21 protein-coding genes and 1 tRNA gene are annotated in these 21,355 nt (G+C 62.6%); 18 read left to right on the top strand and 4 right to left on the bottom strand.

What is annotated here, in order from left to right; translation table 11 throughout:
- Nucleotides 1–16: 16 nt before the first annotated feature.
- Entirely contained in the window at nucleotides 17–454 is a 438-nt protein-coding gene (locus tag RH950_RS18975; protein ID WP_350059316.1) for a PAS domain-containing protein, read from the bottom strand.
- 317 nt (nucleotides 455–771) lie between these two features.
- Here RH950_RS18975 and RH950_RS18970 point away from each other — a divergent pair, with 317 nt between their 5' ends.
- The gene (locus tag RH950_RS18970; protein ID WP_350059315.1) at nucleotides 772–2,265 is read left to right on the top strand and encodes an inorganic phosphate transporter; all 1,494 of its coding nucleotides are present in this window, start codon (nucleotides 772–774) and stop codon (nucleotides 2,263–2,265) included.
- Here the strand turns inward: RH950_RS18970 and RH950_RS18965 are convergent.
- The gene (locus RH950_RS18965) at nucleotides 2,204–2,671 is read right to left on the bottom strand and encodes an NUDIX hydrolase (protein WP_350059314.1); all 468 of its coding nucleotides are present in this window, start codon (nucleotides 2,669–2,671) and stop codon (nucleotides 2,204–2,206) included. The genes RH950_RS18970 and RH950_RS18965 overlap by 62 nt on opposite strands.
- Nucleotides 2,672–2,702: 31 nt before the next feature.
- A complete protein-coding gene (locus RH950_RS18960; protein ID WP_350059313.1) occupies nucleotides 2,703–3,317 on the bottom strand; it encodes a class I SAM-dependent methyltransferase in 615 nt (204 codons plus the stop codon).
- Between the two features lie 126 nt (nucleotides 3,318–3,443).
- Between RH950_RS18960 and RH950_RS18955 the strand changes: the two genes are divergently transcribed.
- The 6 genes from RH950_RS18955 to RH950_RS18930 all read left to right on the top strand — a co-directional run bounded on the left by RH950_RS18955 (nucleotide 3,444) and on the right by RH950_RS18930 (nucleotide 11,126).
- Nucleotides 3,444–4,304: an HpcH/HpaI aldolase/citrate lyase family protein gene (locus RH950_RS18955; RefSeq protein ID WP_350059312.1), complete on the top strand. Its 861-nt coding sequence runs from the start codon at nucleotides 3,444–3,446 to the stop codon at nucleotides 4,302–4,304.
- Nucleotides 4,305–4,554: 250 nt separating this feature from the next.
- Complete coding sequence (locus RH950_RS18950; RefSeq protein WP_350059311.1) at nucleotides 4,555–6,735, top strand: DEAD/DEAH box helicase; 2,181 nt, start codon at nucleotides 4,555–4,557, stop codon at nucleotides 6,733–6,735.
- Between the two features lie 188 nt (nucleotides 6,736–6,923).
- Complete coding sequence (locus RH950_RS18945; protein ID WP_350059310.1) at nucleotides 6,924–8,123, top strand: Vgb family protein; 1,200 nt, start codon at nucleotides 6,924–6,926, stop codon at nucleotides 8,121–8,123.
- A gap of 143 nt (nucleotides 8,124–8,266) precedes the next feature.
- The gene (locus RH950_RS18940) at nucleotides 8,267–9,649 is read left to right on the top strand and encodes an aminotransferase family protein (protein ID WP_350059709.1); all 1,383 of its coding nucleotides are present in this window, start codon (nucleotides 8,267–8,269) and stop codon (nucleotides 9,647–9,649) included.
- 22 nt (nucleotides 9,650–9,671) lie between these two features.
- Nucleotides 9,672–10,166: a cupin domain-containing protein gene (locus tag RH950_RS18935; protein ID WP_350059309.1), complete on the top strand. Its 495-nt coding sequence runs from the start codon at nucleotides 9,672–9,674 to the stop codon at nucleotides 10,164–10,166.
- A 120-nt stretch (nucleotides 10,167–10,286) separates the two neighbouring features.
- Nucleotides 10,287–11,126 (top strand): amidohydrolase family protein, encoded by an 840-nt coding sequence (locus RH950_RS18930; RefSeq protein ID WP_350059308.1) that lies wholly within the window; start codon nucleotides 10,287–10,289, stop codon nucleotides 11,124–11,126.
- 161 nt (nucleotides 11,127–11,287) lie between these two features.
- Here RH950_RS18930 and RH950_RS18925 read toward each other — a convergent pair.
- Nucleotides 11,288–11,361: transfer RNA gene (locus tag RH950_RS18925), tRNA-Gln, on the bottom strand.
- 256 nt (nucleotides 11,362–11,617) lie between these two features.
- Here RH950_RS18925 and RH950_RS18920 point away from each other — a divergent pair.
- The 11 genes from RH950_RS18920 (at nucleotide 11,618) to RH950_RS18870 (ending at nucleotide 21,270) form a co-directional block, all read left to right on the top strand.
- Complete coding sequence (locus RH950_RS18920) at nucleotides 11,618–12,595, top strand: NAD-dependent epimerase/dehydratase family protein (protein ID WP_350059307.1); 978 nt, start codon at nucleotides 11,618–11,620, stop codon at nucleotides 12,593–12,595.
- A gap of 326 nt (nucleotides 12,596–12,921) precedes the next feature.
- On the top strand, nucleotides 12,922–13,875 hold the full coding sequence (locus tag RH950_RS18915) for a Ppx/GppA phosphatase family protein (protein WP_350059306.1): 954 nt from the start codon (nucleotides 12,922–12,924) through the stop codon (nucleotides 13,873–13,875).
- Between the two features lie 101 nt (nucleotides 13,876–13,976).
- Nucleotides 13,977–14,687: an RlmE family RNA methyltransferase gene (locus tag RH950_RS18910; protein WP_350059305.1), complete on the top strand. Its 711-nt coding sequence runs from the start codon at nucleotides 13,977–13,979 to the stop codon at nucleotides 14,685–14,687.
- Complete coding sequence (locus tag RH950_RS18905; protein WP_350059304.1) at nucleotides 14,665–15,081, top strand: GNAT family N-acetyltransferase; 417 nt, start codon at nucleotides 14,665–14,667, stop codon at nucleotides 15,079–15,081. The genes RH950_RS18910 and RH950_RS18905 overlap by 23 nt, the downstream gene beginning before the upstream one ends.
- Before the next feature lie 74 nt (nucleotides 15,082–15,155).
- The gene (locus RH950_RS18900) at nucleotides 15,156–15,722 is read left to right on the top strand and encodes an NADPH-dependent FMN reductase (RefSeq protein WP_350059303.1); all 567 of its coding nucleotides are present in this window, start codon (nucleotides 15,156–15,158) and stop codon (nucleotides 15,720–15,722) included.
- Between the two features lie 123 nt (nucleotides 15,723–15,845).
- Nucleotides 15,846–17,306 (top strand): IMP dehydrogenase, encoded by a 1,461-nt coding sequence (gene guaB, locus RH950_RS18895; protein WP_350059302.1) that lies wholly within the window; start codon nucleotides 15,846–15,848, stop codon nucleotides 17,304–17,306.
- A 38-nt stretch (nucleotides 17,307–17,344) separates the two neighbouring features.
- Nucleotides 17,345–18,682 (top strand): RsmB/NOP family class I SAM-dependent RNA methyltransferase, encoded by a 1,338-nt coding sequence (locus RH950_RS18890; protein ID WP_350059301.1) that lies wholly within the window; start codon nucleotides 17,345–17,347, stop codon nucleotides 18,680–18,682.
- 137 nt (nucleotides 18,683–18,819) lie between these two features.
- Nucleotides 18,820–19,230, top strand: a complete 411-nt coding sequence (locus RH950_RS18885; RefSeq protein WP_350059300.1) for a hypothetical protein — start codon at nucleotides 18,820–18,822, stop codon at nucleotides 19,228–19,230.
- Nucleotides 19,227–19,850, top strand: coding sequence for a PAS domain-containing protein (locus RH950_RS18880; RefSeq protein ID WP_350059299.1), 624 nt, complete (start codon nucleotides 19,227–19,229; stop codon nucleotides 19,848–19,850). The genes RH950_RS18885 and RH950_RS18880 overlap by 4 nt, the downstream gene beginning before the upstream one ends.
- A 180-nt stretch (nucleotides 19,851–20,030) precedes the next feature.
- The gene (locus tag RH950_RS18875) at nucleotides 20,031–20,210 is read left to right on the top strand and encodes a hypothetical protein (protein ID WP_350059298.1); all 180 of its coding nucleotides are present in this window, start codon (nucleotides 20,031–20,033) and stop codon (nucleotides 20,208–20,210) included.
- A 481-nt stretch (nucleotides 20,211–20,691) separates the two neighbouring features.
- Entirely contained in the window at nucleotides 20,692–21,270 is a 579-nt protein-coding gene (locus RH950_RS18870; protein WP_350059297.1) for a GNAT family N-acetyltransferase, read from the top strand.
- Nucleotides 21,271–21,355: the final 85 nt, after the last annotated feature.

The raw sequence follows: 21,355 nt of genomic DNA, 5'->3' as shown, positions 1-21,355 counted from the left end.
GGTGTGAAAATGCGCGTCAGAATATCCGGTCATCTGCCAGATCGAGGATCGTCAGCAGGTGCGTGACGGCCCCGCTTTCACCCGACAAGGGCAAGACAACCTCGTCGAGCTTTCTGAAATTCTTCAATGGCCCGACATATTCGACGGGACGGCGAACCGGGCGACCGGTTCGGATCGCTTCCCGCAAGTTTTTCAGGATCGGGCCGTCCGGATCGACATGGGGAAGCTCTCCGATCAAGTGCCCGGTGTAGTTCTGGAAGAAGAAAGACCGGGCAACCTCGCCAATGACTCTGAAACGGAAATCCCTGCCGCCGTCGATGACGCTCATGAAGATGACATGCGGCAGGAGGTGCGGGATATCACAGGGGTCGAATTCGGCGCGCGCAGGCGTCCGGGTGGTGCCGCCAATTCGGTCCCAGTACGCCAGGGCCTCGTCCACCTTGGAGCTCATCATGACAGGTCTTTGTTCGTGAATCAGTCGGTCGGCGCGTGAAGCTTGCATTTCCGGATATTCAGTCAAAAACGTTTCGAAACTGATAACGAAGTGTCATGAGTTGTCACTGTCGCTGATTTGTTCATATGAACATCGAGACTGGACTATGCACCATCATATGAAAGGAGCTCTTGAGCATTTCGGTGGTGCTACATGGCCATCTCTGCTAGGTCAGCGCCGACTCGAGCGTCACTGAGTGGATGGCCGTTGGCCATCCAGGGCCAGCAGGCGTGACGATCCGCGATCATGCTTTGACAGACGCATAGGCAGGCATTTCAGTGGCTTCGACTCCCAGGAAAACCGAAAACCGGTACGTCAACGATCTGCGCCGGTTCAGCTATTTTCAATCCCGGTTTCTCGACCTCAAGGGGGTGACCGTCCCGCTGGGATTGTCCGTCATATTCCTGGCCCTGGTCGGACTGTATGTTGCAAGCACGCAGTACACTCTTGGGGAAGACTGGCTGATTGTGGTCGTCGCGGCGATTGTCGGCGGCTACATGGCGCTCAATATCGGCGCCAACGATGTCGCCAACAATATGGGCCCGGCGGTCGGCGGCAAGGTGCTGACGGTCATGAGCGCGATCCTGATCGCGGCTGTGTGCGAGAGTGCCGGCGCCCTGCTGGCGGGCGGTGATGTGGTGAAGACCGTCTCCAAAGGGATCATTTCGCCCGGTGACGATATCAGCGTCGGCGAATTCCGTGACCTGATGCTGAGCGCCCTGTTCGCTGCCGCGCTCTGGATCAATTTCGCCACCATTCTGAGCGCACCGGTATCGACGACCCATTCAATTGTCGGCGGTGTGCTGGGGGCGGGGATCGCGGCGGCCGGATTCAGCCTGGTGAACTGGTCGACCATGGCCGCGATTGCTGCGAGCTGGGTGATCTCTCCGGTGTTCGGGGCCTTGTTCGCGGCGGCGATCCTGTTCGTGATCAAGAAGAAGATTCTCAATGTCGATGACCGCCTGACGGCGGCGAAAACCTGGGTTCCGGTTTTGATTGGCCTGATGGCGGCCGCCTTTGCGGCCTACATGGCGATGAAGGGCCTGAAGAAAATCTGGCATCCATCCACGATTGAGGTCGTGATTTATTCGCTTCTTGCTTTCCTCGGCGCGTACCTCCTGTCCCGGCCCTATATCGGTCGCCGGGTGCTGTCCCTGGAGGGGACGAGGAAGGACGTCAATTCCCTGTTCGATCTGCCGTTGATCGCCGGCGCGGCGTTGCTGTCTTTCGCGCACGGGGCGAATGACGTAGCCAATGCGGTGGGGCCGCTCGCCGCCATCGTCTCGACGGTCGGCGAGGGGGCGGGGATCACAAGCAAGGTGACGATCCCGATCTGGGTCATGGCGATCGGGGCTTTCGGCATCGCATTCGGGCTCGGCCTGTTCGGGCCGAAGCTCATTTCCGTCGTTGGTGAAAAGATAACCCGGCTGAATTCGCCCAGGTCGTACTGTGTTGCGCTCTCCGCAGCCGTCACGGTGCTGATTGCAACCACGCTCGGACTCCCGGTCAGCTCGACCCACATCGCGGTCGGCGCGGTGTTCGGCGTCGGTTTCCTGCGCGAATTCCTGGAAAACCCGAACAAGCGGCGGGTCCGTCCGGGACACAAACTGAACGATACGGCCGAAGAGGCCTTCAACAGCCGCGCCTACAAGTCGGTGCGACGGTTGGTCCGGCGCCGCTTCGTGCTGTCGATCGCGGCGGCCTGGGTCATTACTGTGCCGGCGTCAGCTCTTCTTGCGGCTGCGGTTTATGCTCTCTTGCAACTTCTCTGATCCAGCGCCCGAGAGACTCGAACTGCTCAAGTACAAGGTGGAAATCCTCACGGTAGGCGACGCGCGGCGCGTCTTCCAATAGCGCCCAGTGCCGCTGGCGGGTCGCCCTCTCCGGCCAGTCGTCAGCCTGTTCCGTAACCAGCAGCGGGAAATAGGTGACCGGGATCTCGAGCTTGCCGGTGTCGGTCTGCTTGGTCACCACATGCGTCATGGGAAAGTCTTCCAGGACGACGCCCCTGATACCGGCCTCCTCGAAACCCTCACGGAGGCAGGCGTCCACGTGACCCTCGCCCTTCTTTCGCTTTCCCTTCGGCAGGATCCATCTGCCGCGCGTCTGCGATGTCACGAAGAGAATGGCGACAAGGTCATCTCTGATATCGAACGGGATGATTCCAACGCGGTGCATTTCTTGTCCTTACTTTCCGAGCCTGCTGCGCTCAAACCAGGTTCAGATTGACATTTGGCAATGTTATCAGCGCGCGGTCATTCGGCCGCATCGGCTTGTGCGCGATCAGGTTGACCACCATCTCCGCCACCAGGTTTCGTTCGGTGTTGATGCGGTGCATCAGCTCTTCCGCCGTATTCGTGCCCGCCACGCTCTTGGGGATCAGGAATGTCACCTGATCTGTTCCCCAGTCTCCACGATAGCCGTAATCCGCGAAATTATAGAATGGCTGCTGGAAGTAGTCGAAGCTGCGAATGAAGTAAGGCCGCTTGTGGGTCGGGTCGGCCCAGGCCATGTCGGTTGCGCCGAACGGCACCCTGAGCTCGAAACGGCAGTCCTTCCTGGCAATCCGCCACATCTCCTGCATGAAGGGAAGGACGCGGTCGATATGCTCGATCAGGTGCGATGCGTGGATTTCCTCGACCGAATCGTCCGGCAGGGGAAAGGGCTCGATTCCGCACGACTCGAGATCGTAGATCAGGTCGACGCCGGGGCCGGGCATGATGTCGTGGTTCACCCAGCCCTTCCGGATCACCTTGCCGCATCCCAGATTGAGCTTGATCCCGCCGGTGTCGCCTGCGGGCTGCATCTCTTCGCTTGAAACCACGTTCTGATATCCTCTGAAATCAGGTTTCAGTGTGCCCTCTGGCCTTGAATCGTACAATGCATAAGGGGCAATGATATGCCGGACGTTCTGCCCTTTTCTCACCCCAGCCAGAAACCGTACCCGCTCATGAAAACCGACCGCATCCTCCGACCGCGCCGCAGTTTCATTTTTTCGCCGGGGCTGAAGCCGGACATGTTTCCGAAGGCCCTTGCCTGCGGCACGGACATTGTCTGCGTCGAACTGGAGGATGGCATCGCCCCGAAAGACAAGGACGCGGCGCGCCGCAATGCGATGGCCCTGTTCGCCGAACCGCAAGCCGATGACGGGGTCGAGCGGATCGTCCGCATCAATTGCCTGCGCGAGGCATTCGGCCTGGCGGATGTGCAGGCGGTGCTGGCAACCGACACGCCGCCGCCGGCGCTGATGCTGCCAAAGGTGCGGACACCGGACGAAATCGCCTGGCTCGACACCCTGCTCACCGAGCGCGGCCACGACACGCGTCTGCACGTCATCATCGAAACCAATGCCGGACTTGAAGCTGTCCATGAAATCGCCCGATCCAGCCCGCGGATCGACGCGCTGTTTTTCGGCGGCGTCGACATGGCGGCGGAGCTGCGCTGCAGGAATGCCTGGGAGCCTCTGCTCTATGCCCGCTCCCGGGTCGTGCATGCGGCAGCGGGCGCCGGGCTCGATGTGATCGACGTGCCCTATCTCGACCTGCAGGATCCGGACGGCATGCGCCGGGAGGCCGAACTGGCCCGCGATCTCGGATTCAGCGGCAAGGGCTCGATCCACCCGAAACAGATCCCGGCGCTGAACGAGGTGTTCACGCCCTCCGAAGAGGTCATCGCCCATGCCCGGCGCGTGGTGAGGACGTTCGAGGAAGCGGATACCGGTCTGGTCGTGATCGACGGCAAGCTCATCGAGAAACCGGTCCTGCGGGACATGCATCGTATCCTTGCCATCGCCGAGCGGATTCGCGGCTGATGTCCATCAGCAAGTAACATCGCCGACTCTGGGCCATCGAACCAGTTCCCGCGCCGGAACTGCTCAAGAGAGAAGAATTGGCGCGGGGGCAAGCTTTTGTGCACTGCAGCGCTGTACATTTGCCCCATTCGCGCCTATGGTGCGCGCCACTTTAATTTGATTTCACGCGCGTAAGGCGCCGCGCTGCTGATCCCACCGGGGGAAACAGGTTTCCCGAACGGTCGATCGCAGGCACTCCGAAAGACATGACATGACTGAATTCGAAGGCGTTGTCCCCGCGCTCGGTAAGGCATTGGCGAAGCGTGGATATGAGGCGCTGACCCCGGTCCAGGAAGCGGTGCTGGCCCCTGAGGTGCGCGACGCTGACGCCCTGGTTTCGGCCCAGACCGGCTCGGGCAAGACCGTGGCCTTCGGGCTGGCCATGGCCCCGACCCTGCTCGACGGTGCGGATCACTTTGTCCGCACACCGTCCCCGATTGCCCTGGCCGTGGCCCCGACCCGCGAGCTGGCCCTGCAGGTAAAGCGGGAGCTTGAGTGGCTCTATGAATTCACCGGTGCCTCGGTGGTCTCCTGCGTCGGCGGCATGGATATGCGGACCGAGCGCATGGCGCTGGATCGCGGCGCGCATATCGTGGTCGGCACGCCCGGTCGTCTGCGGGATCATATCGAGCGCCGCTCCCTCGACATGTCGCGCATGAAGGTGATCGTGCTGGACGAGGCGGACGAGATGCTCGATCTCGGCTTCCGGGAAGATCTGGAATTCATTCTGAAGGCCGCGCCGGAAACCCGCCGCACCCTGATGTTCTCGGCCACAGTGCCGCGGACCATTGCCGGGCTTGCCAAGCGCTACCAGCGCGACGCGGTGCGGATCAGCACGGCCGGCGAGAAGAACCAGCATGTCGATATCGAATACCGGGCCCTGGCCTGCGCCCCGAACGACCGGGAAAACGCCATCATCAACGTGCTGCGGCACTCGAATTCGGCCACCAGCATCGTCTTCTGCAGCACCCGTGCCACGGTGAACCATCTGACCAGCCGCTTCACCAATAGGGGAATCTCGGTGGTGGCGCTGTCCGGCGAGCTCAGCCAGAGCGCGCGCACCCATGCCCTGCAGGCGCTGCGGGATGGCCGGGCCCAGGTCTGTGTCGCCACCGACGTCGCGGCGCGCGGCATTGACCTGCCGAACCTGGAACTGGTGATCCACGCCGACCTGCCGAAGAATTCCGAATCGCTGCTGCACCGGAGCGGGCGCACCGGACGGGCGGGGCGCAAGGGCGTCTCCACCCTGATCGTGCCCTATTCGCGCCGGCGCCAGACCGAGCGTCTGCTGGCGAGCGCGAATATCAAGGCGACCTGGGGCAAGCCGCCCTCGGCCGACGAGATCCTGGCGCTGGACCGTCAGCGGATCCTCGAGGATGCGGATCTGAGCGGCGATACCACCGAGGAAGAGCGCACCTTCGCGGTGGAGCTTCTGGCCCGGCACACTGCCGAGGCCGTGGCCATCGCCTTCCTGCGCAAGCGGATGGCCGGTCTTGCCGCGCCCGAAGAGCTGATGAACGATCCCTCCGGCGGCGAGCGCTACGAGCGCAGCGACCGTGGTGAGCGCGGCGATCGCGGGGACCGCGGCCCGCGGGACGAGTCCCGCAAGCGCCGGAACGATTTCGAGGACGGTGTCTGGATTCGTCTTTCGGTCGGTCGGAACCACAAGGCCGAAGCGCGCTGGCTGCTGCCGATGCTGTGTCGAACCGGAGACATCACCAAGTCCGACGTGGGGGCGATCAAGATCCAGGAGACCGAGACCCATGTCGAGCTGCACCCGAAGGCGGTCGACAAGTTCCTGGCGGCGGTCGGTCCGAGCCGCAAGGTCGAGAAGAGCATAACGGTCGACCGGATGGCCGGCGCTCCGTCAGCGGAGACGTCGGGGGCACCGGCACCCCGCGCGCCACGCGCGCCCCGTCCTGCCAGAGCGGAGTCGGCCCCGGCACCGCGCACCCAGCGGGCGCCGCGTCCCGCCGGCAGCGAGACCGGCCAGGGCGATCGTCCGCAGACGCGCCGGCGTGACATGGGCGAGGGCCAGGCCCGGCCGGCACGGGACATTGTCACGCAGCCCGTCGATACCGCGCCAAGCCCGGCGCCAGCATCGGCTCCAGGGACGGATGCGGTCGCAGTTCTGGATCGCAAGCCCAGGAAACCGAAGAAGCCGAAAGAGGGCGCCGTCAAGGCTGGGGCCAAATCGAGCAAGCCAAAACCGGGCAAAACCAAGTTCGACAAGCCGAAATCCGCAGCCGCGGACAGCAGGTCCGGAAAACCGAGGACCGCGGACGGCAAACCGGGAAAACCTGCCAGACCCGGCAAGCCCAAGGCCGGTCCCGGTGCCAAGAAGGCACACCGCAAGGGCGTGACCAAGCCGAAGGCGCCGTGGGTCGACTAAGGCCCGCAAAGGGTCGAAACTCCGCCTGAACCTGCGCACGCAATCGTGCGTCCGGGGCCAATGACATCTGATTGTTGGGGGCTGCGTCCTATCGTAGAATTGCCGGCCAACCCGGCAATGACGGTGGGGGTGTTCCGATGCGCAGGTTCATGTTTGCTTTGGTTTGCGGTGCCGTTTCCCAGATAGGGATGCAAAGTCCGGCCAGCGCCGAGATGCTCCCGGAAGGGAACGGCCGGGACCAGGTCGAGGCGGTTTGCACGGGCTGCCACAATGTTCGGGATATCCAGCGCAGCACCGGCTACACGCGGGCGCACTGGGACGCACTCACCGGGACGATGGTGGATCTTTCCGGCGACCCGGAGATGCAGGCGGGCATCCTCGATTATCTCGCCGCCGCCTTTCCGCCGAGCGGCAACAGGCGGGCGACACCGGCTCCCGGTACTCTCACGCTTTCCTTCGAGGAATGGCAGGTGCCGACCCTGGGGCAGCGGGCACGGGATCCTGTCGAGGGACCCGACGGCGCGATCTGGTGGGCCGGACAGTGGGCGGACATTCTGGGCCGGCTCGATCCAGCCACCGGCGCCATGACCGAATATGATCTGCCTGCCGGCGCCAAACCCCATTCGGTCGAGGTCGGCCCGGACGGCGCGCTCTGGTACACCGGCAACAAGAACGCCACGATGGGCCGCCTCGATCCGGCCTCCGGCGAGGTCACCGAATTCAGCATGCCGGACCCGGCCGCCCGCGATCCCCACACCCATGTGTTCGACGCCGACGGCATGCTCTGGTTCAGTCTGCAGCAGAGCAACATGATCGGCCGGCTCGACCCGGCGACCGGTGAGACGAGGCTGGTGACGGCACCGTCCCCGGGCTCCAAACCCTACGGCGTGAAGATCGCGGCCAACGGGGACGTCTGGGTTGCCTGCAATGGGTCCAACTGTCTGCTGAAGCTGGATCCGGCCACCATGGCGGTTACCGAGATAAGGTTGCCGGAGCGGGGCACGACGGTGCGCCGGCTCGATATCGCGCCGGACGGGCGGATCTGGTGGGTGAATTCCGGCCTCGGACGGCTTGGGGTCTATGATCCGGAAACGGCGGAAATCCGCGAATGGCCATCGCCGAGCGGCCCCGCATCCCATCCCTATGCCATCGCCTGGTTCGACGGTGCGGTCTGGTACAACGAGTCCGGCGTCCGCCCGGACATGCTGGTGCGCTTCGACCCGGCAAGCGAGAGGTTCCAGAGCTGGCCGATTTCCTCCGGAGGCCTGTATGCCGGTATCCTGCGGCACATGCGCGTCAGCCGGGACGGTCAATCCCTGCTGATCCACCAGACGGCCAGCAACCGGATCGGGCGGGTACGCGTGACCGGCGCCGCCAGGACCCAGTGAACCGGTTGCACTTGGTTGGCCTTATCTGTAATCGTGATCTGGCCTTATAATTTGCGAATATCCTGTGCCATTCTGGTGCCGGAGAAGCCGGTGATGGCTTGGGTATCGCGATTTGATCCGGGAGACAGCGCGCCGTGAGCAGTATGCAGTTTGAAAACGACCTTTCCGATGTCGTCGCGTCCGACAAGGCGCATGTCTGGCATCATCTGATGCAGCACAAGGCGTTCGAGACCAATGATCCGAAGATCATTGTCGAAGGCAAGGGGATGCGCGTCTGGGATATCACCGGCAAGGAGCATCTCGATGCCGTGTCCGGTGGCGTCTGGACGGTGAATGTGGGCTATGGCCGCGAAAGCATCGCCAATGCGGTGCGCGATCAGCTCGTGAAGATGAACTATTTCGCCGGCGCCCTCGGCTCCGTTCCGGCCGCGCGCTTCTCCGAGCAGCTTATCTCCAAGATGCCGGGCATGACCCGCGTCTATTATTCGAACTCCGGCTCGGAAGCGAATGAGAAGGCCTTCAAGATGGTGCGCCAGATCTCCGCACTGCACCATGGCGGCAAGAAGTCCAAGATCCTCTATCGGGAGCGGGACTATCACGGCACCACCATCACCACCCTCTCGGCTGCCGGTCAGCCGGAGCGCCAGGCCCATTACGGCCCGTTTACGCCGGGCTTCGTGGAAGTGCCGCATTGCCTCGAATACCGTAACCAGTATGGCGCGGTCGAAAATTACGGCGAACGCGCCGCCGACGCGATCGAGGACGTGATCCTGCGCGAGGGTCCGGACACGGTCGGCGGCCTCTGCCTTGAAACCATCACCGCCGGTGGCGGCGTGATCACCCCGCCGGAAGGCTATTGGGAGCGGGTCCAGGAGATCTGCACCAAGTACGGCATCCTGCTGATCCTCGACGAAGTGGTCTGCGGCGTCGGCCGCACCGGCGAATGGTTCGGCTACCAGCATTACGGCATCAAGCCGGACATCGTGACCATGGCGAAGGGCGTTGCCTCGGGCTATGCGGCGATCTCCTGCACCGTGACCACCGAAGCGGTCTTCGATCTCTTCAAGGCCGACGCGTCCGACCCGATGAGCTATTTCCGCGATATCTCGACCTTCGGCGGCTGTACCTCCGGCCCGGCTGCGGCGCTCGAGAACATGCGCATCATCGAGGACGAGAAACTGCTCGAGAACACGACCGCGATGGGCGCGCGTCTGGAGCAGAACCTGCTTGCCCTGATGGACAAGCACCGGGTGATCGGCGACGTGCGCGGCAAGGGGCTCTTCTGGGGCGCCGAGCTGGTCGCGGACCGGGATACCAAGCAGCCGGTGGACGAAATCAAGGCCCAGGCCGTGGTCGGTCACTGCAATGCCGAGGGCGTGCTCATCGGCGTCACCAACCGGTCGCTGCCGGGCTTCAACAACACGCTCTGCCTGTCGCCGGCGCTGATCGCCAGCAAGTCGGACATCGACCAGATCACGGGCGCCATCGACAATGCCCTGACGGCCGTGTTCGGTTCCGGCAAGTAAGACAGGCAAGGGAGATTTTGGCGTGAGCGAGCACGGGCACGAACACTTGCACGATGGCGAGATCGACTGGAAGACCCAGGGGGTTCAGGTCATCCCCGGCGACAGTCTGGATGCCAACACCGCCCAGACCCCTGGCATGAACCGTGCGGCGGCGATTACCACCGCGCGGGCCGGAGCCAAGAAGCTCTGGGCCGGGACTGTCCAGATCCACCCGAACGCGAAGACCGGCGCGCACCATCACGGCGCGCTCGAGAGCGTGATCTACGTCGTCAGCGGCCGCGCCCGGATGCGCTGGGGCAACAATCTCGAATTCGTCGCCGAGGCCGGTCCCGGCGACTTTATCTTCGTGCCGCCCTATGTGCCGCACCAGGAGATCAACGCCTCAACGGACGAGCCGCTCGACTGCGTTCTGGTGCGCAGCGACAACGAGAATGTCGTGGTCAATCTGGAGATCGAGCCGGTGGAGAAGCCGGAGGCGGTGAAATGGGTCGATCCGATCCATCGGGGCGAGACCTAGACACGGCCCTGCGGGGCGCAATGTCCCCATATCGGATGTGATTTCTTTCCGTCCGGCTTGCTTATCGCCTGAAACCGGGCGCGATATGCTGCGCAAAAAAAGCAGCAGCGGGCAGGAAACATGGAAATCGTCGACGCGCAAATTCACATCTGGCACACCGGCCTGCCGAGCAACGCGGCGCACTGGCAGATCACGTCCTTTGCCGCCGCCGAGGCGATCGCGCTGATGGACGAGGGCGGCGTCGACGCCGCCGTGATCCATCCGCCGTCCTGGGATCCGGGCTCGACCGAGCTTGCGATGAATGCCGTGAGGACCTATCCGGGGCGCTTCGCCATCATCGGCACCGTCGACCTCACCCGGCCGGAGGAGAGCCGCGCGGCCATGGAACATTGGCGCACACAGACCGGCATGCTCGGCCTGCGCTGCATGTTCCTCGAAGGCGAGGATCGCCGGCTCCTGCATGACGGCGAACTGGGCTGGTTCTGGCAGGCGGCGGAACGGTTCGATATTCCCGTGACCACGCTCGCGACAGGGTCGTTCGATGTGCTGGGAGAGGTCGCGGCACGTCATCCGGGCTTGCGCCTCTGTATCGATCATCTGGGTGGCAAAGGCGGCAACACGACGCTCAAGGATGCCGCCGCCATGACCCATATGCCGGAGCTCCTGAAGCTCGCCGCACTGCCGAATGTCGCTGTCAAGGTGACCGGCGCGCCGGGCTATTCCAGTGAAGCCTATCCATTCCCGGCCATGCAGCCCTATCTCCGGCAGATCTTCGACGCCTTCGGGCCGGACCGCATGTTCTGGGGCACGGACATTTCCAAGATGCCCTGCTCCTGGCGGCAGTGCGTCACCCTGTTCACCGAGGAGCTGCCGTGGCTGCGCGGCGACGACCTCGCCCGGGTCATGGGCGCTGCGGTGCGCGACTGGTGGGGATGGCCGAGGCGGCCAACCACGCTCTAGAGTTACCTTGGGAGCGGCGTGGTCATGTCGTGTCCTCTCGGATCACCTTCGGTTTGACGACAAGACAGGCAGGGCCGATTGCCCGGGGTTCCAGGGCAGCTGTTTCTTGGAGGCCTACCCGAAAGGGGCGCGCCAAGAGGTCATCCTTGATTGCGAAAGAATGGCTGGGGGACCTGGATTCGAACCAGGACTGACGGAGTCAGAGTCCGTAGTTCTACCGTTAAACTATCCCCCAACGGGACCGGCGCACCAAGTGCGTTCGCGGTAGGGGGCGGAAATTAGCGAGCTTGCTTGCGGAAGGCAAGCGCCAAAATCGTCTTTTTTGAGATCCGTTTCAGGCGGATCCGGAAAGTGCGAGAAACACCGCGACAGTGGCTTGCATGGGCAGTCATACTTTCTACACTTTATCGCCATAGCATCCGCCTTCTGAATGGTTCTTTGACGCGGCCGTGTGCTGCGTTTTCTGATTTTCCGAGAGAGGTTATCGCCGTATGAAACAGGTTCTCGTGCTCGGGGCGGGCGGCTTTATCGGCAGCCATCTGGTCCGCCGTCTTCGTGCGGAGGGAAGCTGGGTCCGGGGCGTGGACCTCAAGCATCCGCGCTATGCCCGGACCGATGCCGATGACTTCGTGGTGTCGGATCTGCGTGAGCCGGGCAATGTCCGGGCCGTCATCGACCGGACCTTCGACGAGGTCTATCAGCTTGCTGCCGATATGGGCGGGGCCGGCTACATCTTCACTGGAGACCACGATGCCGACGTCATGCACAATTCGGCGTCGATCAACCTGAATGTCGTTGATATCTGCAACAGGCACGGTATCAAGCGGGTGTTCTATTCCTCCTCCGCCTGCATGTATCCGCAGGAGAACCAGCTGGACCAAAGCAACCCGAACTGCCGGGAGGACAGCGCCTATCCGGCCAATCCGGACAGCGAATATGGCTGGGAGAAGCTGTTCAGCGAGCGGCTCTATCTTGCTTACCAGCGCAATCACGGGCTGGAATGCCGGATCGCCCGGTTCCACAATATATTCGGCCCGGAAGGGTCCTGGAACGATGGCCGGGAAAAGGCCCCTGCAGCGATCTGCCGGAAGGTCGCCGAGGCGCCCGACGGCGGCGAGATCGAAATCTGGGGGGACGGGGAACAGACCCGGTCGTTCCTCTATGTCGATGAATGTCTGGAAGGGATCTTGCGCTTGACCCGGTCCGGCTTTCCTGGGCCGGTGAATATCGGCTCGGACGAGATGGTCAGCATCAACGGGCTGGTCGACATGGTTTGCGAGATTGCCGGCAAGACCCTGACGAAACGCCATGTTCCCGGGCCCCTCGGGGTGCGGGGGCGTAACTCGGACAATGATCTGATCCGGGCAGAACTCGGCTGGGCGCCCAGTGCGGCATTGCGGTCGGGGCTCGAGAAAACCTACGCCTGGGTTGAAGACAAGGTTGCCCGCAAGGAGCCGGATCCGGTCTAGCGGACCGGCAGCCCAGGTTCTGCCGGATATAACGGCGAAGACAAAATCCGCTGACTGCGCGTCGTGCTGTATCAAATTTGAGACAATCCTATTACACTGTTTGGCGAAACAGCTTCCGGACGCCGGAGGCGGAATTTTTTGATGAGTAATATATGTCCACCGGCCGTTCGCTATCGACACGGCGGGGAGGACGTTCGACGGAGGGTGATCGGGAAAATGGACGCCTGGAGCGGCCGCGGCCGCCTTTGAGGCGCGAGATTCCGAAATCGTCGAACGATACCGTCCGCGCACGCAAACACCCAGACCGTCCGCCGGTTCTGGCGGCCGTGGATTTGGGCACGAACAACTGCCGGCTCCTGATCGCCGTCCCGCACGGCGCGGGATTTCGCGTCATCGATGCCTTTTCCCGCATCGTCCGGCTCGGCCAGGGCCTGCAGACCCGTCGGGAGCTCTCTGCCGACGCCATGGACCGGACCCTCCAGGCGCTGAGAATATGCTCCCGGAAGATGGCGAAGCGCAATGTCACCCTGTCCCGGATCGTGGCGACGGAGGCGTGCCGCAAGGCGCATAATTGCGACGTTTTCCTGGAGCGGGTGCGCTCGGAAACGGATCTCGAGATCGAGATCATCTCCACTGACGAGGAGGCAGCGCTGGCCCTCGCCGGATGTTTGCCCCTGTTCAATCCGGACATCCCGAACGCGTTGGTCTTCGATATCGGCGGCGGCAGTACCGAACTTGTCTGGCACCGTGCTCAGAACCATGAAACCGAGCGGAACGGCAATGGAGCGCTCGACACGATCTCGCTGCCATTCGGGGTCGTTACCCTGGCGGAGCGATATGGCGGCGACCGGTTTGATCGCGCGACCTACCGCCAGATGGTCGAGGAATCCCGCACCGCACTCGATGCATTCGAATCCCGTTTCGAGATTGGCGCCGCAATCCGCAGCGGACAGGTGCAGATGGTCGGGACATCGGGGACGGTCACGACCCTTGCCGGCCTGCACATGAAACTGCGCCGTTACGAGCGGAACCGGGTCGACGGCACCTATCTCGATTTCTCGCAGATGGAGGAGATCTCCGAGCATCTGGCGTCTGTCGGTTTTCACGAACGTGCAGCAATGCCGTGCATCGGCTCGGAACGGGCGGACCTTGTGGTCGCCGGTTGCGCCATTTTGCAGGGTATCTGCGAGCGCTGGCCCGTGGGCAGGCTTCGGGTTGCCGACAGGGGGCTCCGTGAAGGCATTCTGGTTGATCTTCTGCAAAGGGTTTCGACCGGGTGACCGGCCGGACGGCTTGACGGGGCGACCGCTTCCGGCGCACTTAAGCGGCCATGACAACCTCTCGCGGCGGACGGCGCGGCGGGCGAGGCCCTGGGTCCCGGATGACCAGCGTCGAGCTCAAGAATGCGCGCCGGCATAAACCCTCATCCCAGCGTTGGCTGCGCCGGCAGCTGAACGATCCCTACGTGGTCGAGGCGCAGAAGCTCGGCTTTCGTTCCCGTGCGGCGTTCAAGCTGCAGCAGCTGGACGAGAAGTTCCATTTCCTGAAGTCGGGCCAGACAATTGTCGATCTTGGCGCGGCGCCCGGTGGCTGGACCCAGATCGCTGTGGAAAGCGTCGGAGCCAGCAAGGGCAAAGGCACCGTCATCGGTATCGACCTGCTGGAAATGGAGCCCGTGCCGGGCGCGGATCTGTTCCAGGCTGACTTCATGACGGATGAGGGGCTCGCCGCACTGCGTGAGCGCATGCCGGACAAGGTCGATGTGGTGCTGAGCGACATGGCGGCCGCGACCACGGGCCACGCGCCGACGGACCATATCCGGACGGCGGCGCTCTGCGAGGCGGCGTTCGAGTTCGCGGTCGAGGTCCTGGCCGAAGGCGGCAGTTTTGTTGCCAAGGTTTTCAAGGGTGGCAGCGAGAATGAAATGCTGCGGCGGATGAAGCTGGCCTTCAGGGTCGTCCGGCATGCCAAACCGGCAGCCAGCCGGCCGGAATCGCCAGAGGCCTATGTGGTTTGTACCGGGTTCAGGGGGGCGGCAGCTGCCAGCCCCGTCGCTGACGAAGATGGTGATGACGGCGAAACTGACTCTTAGCATTGCGGAGGGGCTGACTGCCGGTCTCGACGAGATCGACAGGCGTCTGGTCGCCTTCAACAAGGAGCGGTCCGGCTGGAGCAGCCGGTATTTCACAGTCGAACTCCGGGATCCGGTCGGAGCGATCAGGGGCGGTGCCGGCGCGCGCTTCAATCTCGGCGTGATCGAGGTATCCACGCTCTGGCTTGACGAGGATCTGCGCGGCTCCGGTTGGGGCCGGACCATCGTCGAGGCGATTGCAGAAGAAGGGGGCCGGCTTGGCGCGGCAAAGATTGCGCTCGACACCTATGACTTCCAGGCCCGGTCTTTCTACGAGGCGCTCGGTTTCCGCATTTTCGGGACTCTGGACTATCCGACGGGTAACAGCCGCTACTATCTCAGCAAGGATCTTTAGGGCGGTATCTTGTCCGGGACGCCGGTTGCCCCAGTTTAAAGCTCCTCATGCCTCTCCTTTACGGAATTCATCACATGAGCCATTCGAAGATCCTCGTTTTTGCGGGCAGTGCGCGCGCGGAGTCCCTGAACAAGAAACTGGCGGCGGCTGGAGCGGCTGCCGTGCGCAAGGCTGGCGGCGAGGCGACGCTGATCGACCTCAATGATTATCCGGCGCCGATTTATCACGGTGACGACGAAGCGGCGCATGGCGTGCCCGAGAATATCCTCGCCCTGAAGAAGCTCATTTCCGAGCATGACGGGCTGATGATCGCGACGCCGGAATATAACGGTTTCGTGCCGCCGCTTCTGGTCAACACCTTCAGCTGGGTATCCCGTCCGACCAAGGATGGCGGGCCGGGCAATGTCCTGATGTCCAAACATGTGGCCGTGATGGCGGCGTCTCCGGGCCGACTCGGTGGCGTGCGCGTTGTGCCGCGGTTGCGGGATTGCCTGTGCGAGCTCGGTTGCGTCCCGGTTCAGGGGTTCGTGACCGTGCCGGGCGCAAGCAGTGCTTTTGATACCGACGGTAATCTGGCGGACGAGGCTGGCCAGAAAGGGCTGGATGCCCTTGCATCCCGGCTGGTGCAGGCTGTCGGATAGGGCATTGCGGGCTGCCCTGCATGGCAGCTTTGCGGAAACGTCATCCAGCTGTCGGCACTTCGTGCTTGGCAGGTGGCAGAGCCGGTGTTATAGCGCCGTGCCACCGCAGCAAACGGAGGCACCATGGATATCCGCGAAGCTTTGACCTTCGACGACGTCCTTCTTGAACCGGCTCTTTCGACGGTTCTCCCGACACAGGTCGATACGTCCACACAACTGACCCGATCGATCCGTCTCGGGATCCCGGTGATCTCCGCCGCCATGGATACAGTTACCGAAAGCGGCCTCGCCATCGGCATGGCCCAGCTTGGCGGCCTTGGTGTCATCCACAAGAATATGGACGCGGCGACCCAGGCGAATGAAGTCCGGACCGTGAAGAAATTCGAAGCCGGCATGGTGGTGAACCCGGTGACCATTGCGCCGGAGCAGAGCCTTGCCGACGCCATGGCGGTAATGGCCCGCTTCAAGATCAGTGGCATTCCGGTGGTCAAGCCCCGGACCGGCAAGCTGGTCGGTATCCTGACCCACCGAGACGTGCGCTTCGCAACCGACATGAGCCAGCCGGTCAAGGATCTGATGACCAAGCGGGTGATCACGGTACGCGAGGATGTCACGCCGGAAGAGGCGCGGGCGCTGCTGCACAAGCACCGGATCGAAAAGCTGCTGGTGGTGGATGGCGATCACAAGTGCATCGGCCTGATTACCGTCAAGGACATGGACAAGGCACAGACCCATCCGAATGCCTGCAAGGACGAGCAGGGCCGTCTTCGGGTGGCTGCAGCGACTGGCACCGGCAAGGACGGCGTCGCCCGGGCCGAGGCCCTGATCGATGCCGAGGTCGACATCGTCGTGGTCGATACAGCGCACGGCCACAGCCAGGGCGTCCTGGCCTCCGTCGACGAGATCCGCAATCTCAGCAACAAGGTCCAGATCATTGCCGGCAACGTCGCCACGCGAGACGGAGCGCAGGCCCTGATCGATGCCGGCGCCGACGCGGTCAAGGTCGGTATCGGCCCGGGCTCGATCTGCACCACGCGCATGGTTGCGGGCGTCGGTGTGCCGCAGCTCACCGCCATCACTGGAGCGCTCGAAGCCTGCCGCAAGGCCGGAGTGCCTGTGATTTCCGACGGCGGCATCAAATATTCCGGCGATCTGGCCAAGGCGATCGCGGCCGGTGCGGACTGCGCCATGATTGGTTCGCTCTTCGCCGGGACCGACGAAAGCCCGGGAGAGGTCTATCTTTACCAGGGCCGTTCCTATAAAGCCTACCGCGGCATGGGCTCTCTTGGTGCCATGGCGCGCGGCTCGGCCGATCGCTATTTCCAGGAAGAGGTGTCCGACAATCTGAAACTGGTTCCGGAAGGGATCGAGGGTCAGGTGCCGTACAAGGGGCCGGTTTCCGCCGTCGTTCATCAACTGATCGGTGGGCTCCGGGCCGCGATGGGCTATACTGGTAATGCTACGCTGAGCGAGATGCAGAGGAACTGCAAGTTCCTGAAAATCAGCACCGCCGGCCTTCGGGAAAGCCACGTTCATGACGTGACCATTACCCGCGAGGCCCCCAATTACCGTCCGAGCATGTAAGCAAGTCCGGCCAGCAGTCGGCTAACGAAAGCAACATTATGACCCCAGCGGCCCGTCTCCTTGCCGCAATCGAGATCATGGAAGAAGCCGACGCCGATCCGCGTCCGGTCGACCGTGTTCTTGAAGGCTATTTCCGGCAACGGCGTTATGCCGGCTCGAAGGACCGTCATGCGGTCCGTGATCGGGTGTATGGACTGCTGCGGCGGCGGTCGCGCGTCGACTGGCATCTCGGCCGGACCGGGGTTTCCGAACATCCGACCGCGCGCATGCGGGTTCTCGCCGATCTGGTTCTTGTCGACGAATTGACGACGGCAGCCATTACGGAACTGTTTTCCGGCGAGCAGCATGCACCCTACGTGATGGACGAGCTGGAACTGCGTCTGCTGTCGAAGCTGAAGGGGCAGATGCTCAACAGCGCTCCGGACATGCCGGCTGCCGTGCGTCTGGAGACGCCCGACTGGGTCTATCGCCGGCTTGAACCGGTGCTGGGCGACGAGCGGGAGGCCGCTCTTGCCGCCATGGGGACCGAGGCGCCCTTCGACCTGCGGATCAACCCGTTGCACAAGGCGGACCGGGACTCCGTCCGGGAGGCGTTGTTCAAGCAGGATATCGAGTGCGTGCCGACGCCTCTGTCGCCCTTTGGTCTGCGCTCGGCGGACCGCAAGCCGATCGACGGGCTGAAGCTGTTCAAGGAAGGCCTGATCGAAGTTCAGGACGAGGGCGCGCAGATCGCCGCGCTGCTGCTCGGGACGGCGCCGGGCATGCAGGTAGCCGACTATTGCGCCGGCGCCGGTGGCAAGAGCCTTGTGCTTGGCGGGCTGATGGAAAACAAGGGCCGTGTGCTGGCGCTCGATACGTCAGAGGGCCGGCTGGACCGTTGCGGCGTCCGCACCCGCCGTGCCGGTCTGCACAATATCGAAAGGCATGTTCTTGCCGAAGGCAGCGACCGGAGGGTGAAGCGGCTCGCCGGCAAGTTCGACCGGGTCATGGTCGATGCGCCCTGTCTGGGAACCGGCACATGGCGGCGCAACCCGGATGCACGCTGGCGCTACACCGAGACGGATCTGGCGGAACTGAACGGCGTGCAGGCCGTGATCCTGCAGCGGGCGGCGCGGCTGGTCAAACCGGGCGGACGGCTTGCCTATGTGACCTGCTCGATGCTGCGGGAAGAGAATGAAGCCATTGTCGACGCGTTCCTCGAAGCGCGGGACGGCGAGTTCCGGACCCTTGATATTGCGGCGGTCTGGGCCGAAACGGTGAGCCCGCTTGGCGGTGGAGCCTGCCCGGGAGAGGGATCCGCGCTTCGGCTCTACCCGCACAAGCACGGGACGGATGGCTTCTTCGTCCAGATTCTGGAACGTCGTCCGGAGGAGTGAGGCCAGGCGACTCCGTTGCCTGCCTTCCGACCTGCCCTGATCACCCTCGCCTGCGTCCCATGCTGGACTCATTCCGGAAGGTCGCCATATAGTATCGGCGGGTTGTGGACATTGCCCGACTGGACGGTGTTGAGGGGATGCAGCAATTGCACGTCATTGGCGATCCGATTCAGCTGCAGCATTGGCGGGAGATAGATTTCGCGGAAGAGATTCCGCCGCCGGCTCTGGTTGCATTGAGTGCATATTGTCAGATTGCGCGCATGGGCGAATATGAGAACGTCCTGGACATCATCTCCTCGGATCATGCGCTATGCGGACCGTCGAACATGCTGTTTCAGCTCGTCGGTGATGAGGTCAGGCTTGTCCGGTCAGGAGGAGCCGTAACGCGCAATGCCGCGAGCGTGATAGCAAGAATTATTGAAAGCGAAGTTCTTGGCCGGGAAGACGGCGCGAGACGCTACTGCGTCAGCGCCGACACTATTGCCGATGTAACGATTCTTCCCTTGTTCCAGAGCGCAGGACTCTGCATGGCGGTCGTCGTCGGATGACGAGTGAAATGCATCTTGAGGTGATCCGGGGGGATGAGCCTGCCGTGGTCCTCACCTACGACAAGCTTGATTTCCGCCTCGGAACCGATAATCAGCTTGCCGAAGTCTTTACCGTGCTGGCGCGCACGGGGAAGTTTGGCCTGCCGAGTCTGCAGGGGATCTCCTTTAACGAGATTTCCCGCCGTGCACCGGACGTTCTGCCCTACATCCACGTCCTGCGCGTCTCAGACCAGCCCGCGACATTCGAATTCACGCAACTCGGCTTCGGCACCAAGATGGATGGCGGGAACCGGCCGAGATTTTTCGGTGAACTGGTTCCCCATCTCGGGCCGAAGCTCTGGAGCAGCCTTGCTGAAATCTATGCCGATGCCGCATTTCGAGGACGCATATCACTATCCGAAGTTCATGCGAGCGCCGGCGGAGACTGGTTCGCTTATCGCCGGCTTGTCATGCCGCTTTCGTCCAATGGTCGCGATATCGATCAGGTTCTCTGCGCCGTGGTTCACGAGACGGTCGAGTTCGACGGATTGCTGCCCCGCGATTTCCGCAGCATCGATATCGATCACGAAGAGCCTCTCTTCCTTTCCCGTCGGCCGGAACTGATTCCCCGACAAAGCTAGCCAGCCGCGGGGAAAGCCATAGATATGGCTGCCGAAACCCGCATCCGCGAGACCGGTGAGAATGATCCCGCAATGCCGGTCGACGCCCCAGTGCATCACGGAGAGCGACCGGATTATGCGCGGAAGGGCCCATGATAGCCCCACCTTCCGGCTGTTGGGGTGAACCCAGAGGCCTCCGGCATGGCCGATCTTCCCGGAAAGTGTCGCACTGATCGGATGACGATCGAATGGTGCTGCGAACATTCCCGTGGCTTCGACGGAGCTGACGAAATCGGTCGTCTCGATCAATCGGTCGCAGATTATCGCAACCGTCTCCGCCTGTTCGTTGGAGACCCGCAGCCAGAAGGCGTCGGCGGGTGAGAAATCCGCCTTGTCGGGATCGAACAGGGTGGATACGCCAACTGTTCCCGGTGCGGTCTGCATGATTCTTTTCCATTGCCGCATGTCGCTTTCAATGGAAATCCGGTACCCGGACCTGACGACCAGAGCCATCATTTCACGGTAGTAGGAACGCGCTGTCTCGATATAGGGCTTCATGCCGGTTCTCCTTTCGTCAAAGCATCACGATAGCATGCGATTACTGGTTGTGATGCTTGGCTGAAGAGTATTTGGCACAGGTTTTGGGGATCAATTTTATGTATAGCTCGATATTTTCAGTGCTCAACTTTCAATACAGGATTGGGATGCTCAAAAAATGTGATTTTGAGCGGGAATCGAATTCTTCGGATTTTCAAAAAAACCATATAAAGCAACGATGAACCAGCCTGCCTCAGTTTCATCTCTTGAACCGTGCAGGCTCTTCATTATCATTAGCTGAGGTTTGTCTGCCGGAAGGAAGCCAATGCCTGATCCGAGAGATATCAGGATACGCTCTGCCCAGTCCAAGGACGCGTCCGCGATTGCCAGAGTGCAGGTTGAAACCTGGCAGGACGCCTATGTCGGTATTCTTCCTGACCGGGTTTTGCTGGAGCTGCGCGCTGTCCGGTCAGCCGGCCTGTGGTCGAACGCCATTGCCAAGAACCGGAATACCGACCTTTTCCAGGTCGCGGACTGGAACGGAGAGGTTGTCGGCTTCTGCCAGGGCGGCCCGCGCCGGCAGGACATCGCCGCGGCCGGCAACGAAGCGGGCGAGATTGCCGAGATCTACGTTCTCTATGTGGATCCGAGCTTCCAGGGGCTCGGCGTCGGGACGGCCCTGATGGGGCGTGTCGTGGACGGGTTGAGTCTTGCAGGCTTCGGCGCCCTTGTGTTGACGGTGCTGAGCGAGAATCGTGGTGGTGTGGCATTCTACGAGCGGCTTGGCGGCTCCGCCGATCTGCCGATCGACTGTCGGGTGATGGGCGCGCAGGTGGAAGAGACGGTCTATCGCTGGGCGGATATCCGCGCTCTTCAGGAGCGGCTTGCGCGCGCCGAAGGGTAGGCCTGCCCGGCATGTCCATGTCGCTCAGGTCCAGCCTTGCCGCAATGCAGCACTTCCGGTAGTTTCCAGCGCTTCATTCCCGCCA

It is taken from the genome of Nisaea sp., from assembly GCF_040217065.1.
Taxonomy (GTDB): Bacteria; Pseudomonadota; Alphaproteobacteria; order Thalassobaculales; family Thalassobaculaceae; genus Nisaea.
Note: the sequence above shows the minus strand (reverse complement) of the source record. Positions and strands in the feature narration are given on the sequence as shown.

Excerpts from the sequence above, each read along its gene's own strand:
- RH950_RS18875 (WP_350059298.1), top strand. The coding sequence starts at position 20,031 with ATGGCCGATCTTCCCGGAAAGTGTCGCACTGATCGGATGACGATCGAA.
- RH950_RS18880 (WP_350059299.1), top strand. The coding sequence starts at position 19,227 with ATGACGAGTGAAATGCATCTTGAGGTGATCCGGGGGGATGAGCCTGCC.
- RH950_RS18910 (WP_350059305.1), top strand. The coding sequence starts at position 13,977 with ATGACCAGCGTCGAGCTCAAGAATGCGCGCCGGCATAAACCCTCATCC.
- RH950_RS18890 (WP_350059301.1), top strand. The coding sequence starts at position 17,345 with ATGACCCCAGCGGCCCGTCTCCTTGCCGCAATCGAGATCATGGAAGAA.
- RH950_RS18885 (WP_350059300.1), top strand. The coding sequence starts at position 18,820 with ATGCAGCAATTGCACGTCATTGGCGATCCGATTCAGCTGCAGCATTGG.
- RH950_RS18905 (WP_350059304.1), top strand. The coding sequence starts at position 14,665 with ATGACGGCGAAACTGACTCTTAGCATTGCGGAGGGGCTGACTGCCGGT.
- RH950_RS18965 (WP_350059314.1), bottom strand. The coding sequence starts at position 2,671 with ATGCACCGCGTTGGAATCATCCCGTTCGATATCAGAGATGACCTTGTC.
- RH950_RS18870 (WP_350059297.1), top strand. The coding sequence starts at position 20,692 with ATGCCTGATCCGAGAGATATCAGGATACGCTCTGCCCAGTCCAAGGAC.
- RH950_RS18945 (WP_350059310.1), top strand. The coding sequence starts at position 6,924 with ATGCAAAGTCCGGCCAGCGCCGAGATGCTCCCGGAAGGGAACGGCCGG.
- RH950_RS18955 (WP_350059312.1), top strand. The coding sequence starts at position 3,444 with ATGAAAACCGACCGCATCCTCCGACCGCGCCGCAGTTTCATTTTTTCG.
- RH950_RS18950 (WP_350059311.1), top strand. The coding sequence starts at position 4,555 with ATGACTGAATTCGAAGGCGTTGTCCCCGCGCTCGGTAAGGCATTGGCG.
- RH950_RS18900 (WP_350059303.1), top strand. The coding sequence starts at position 15,156 with ATGAGCCATTCGAAGATCCTCGTTTTTGCGGGCAGTGCGCGCGCGGAG.
- RH950_RS18940 (WP_350059709.1), top strand. The coding sequence starts at position 8,267 with ATGCAGTTTGAAAACGACCTTTCCGATGTCGTCGCGTCCGACAAGGCG.
- guaB (WP_350059302.1), top strand. The coding sequence starts at position 15,846 with ATGGATATCCGCGAAGCTTTGACCTTCGACGACGTCCTTCTTGAACCG.
- RH950_RS18930 (WP_350059308.1), top strand. The coding sequence starts at position 10,287 with ATGGAAATCGTCGACGCGCAAATTCACATCTGGCACACCGGCCTGCCG.
- RH950_RS18975 (WP_350059316.1), bottom strand. The coding sequence starts at position 454 with ATGATGAGCTCCAAGGTGGACGAGGCCCTGGCGTACTGGGACCGAATT.
- RH950_RS18920 (WP_350059307.1), top strand. The coding sequence starts at position 11,618 with ATGAAACAGGTTCTCGTGCTCGGGGCGGGCGGCTTTATCGGCAGCCAT.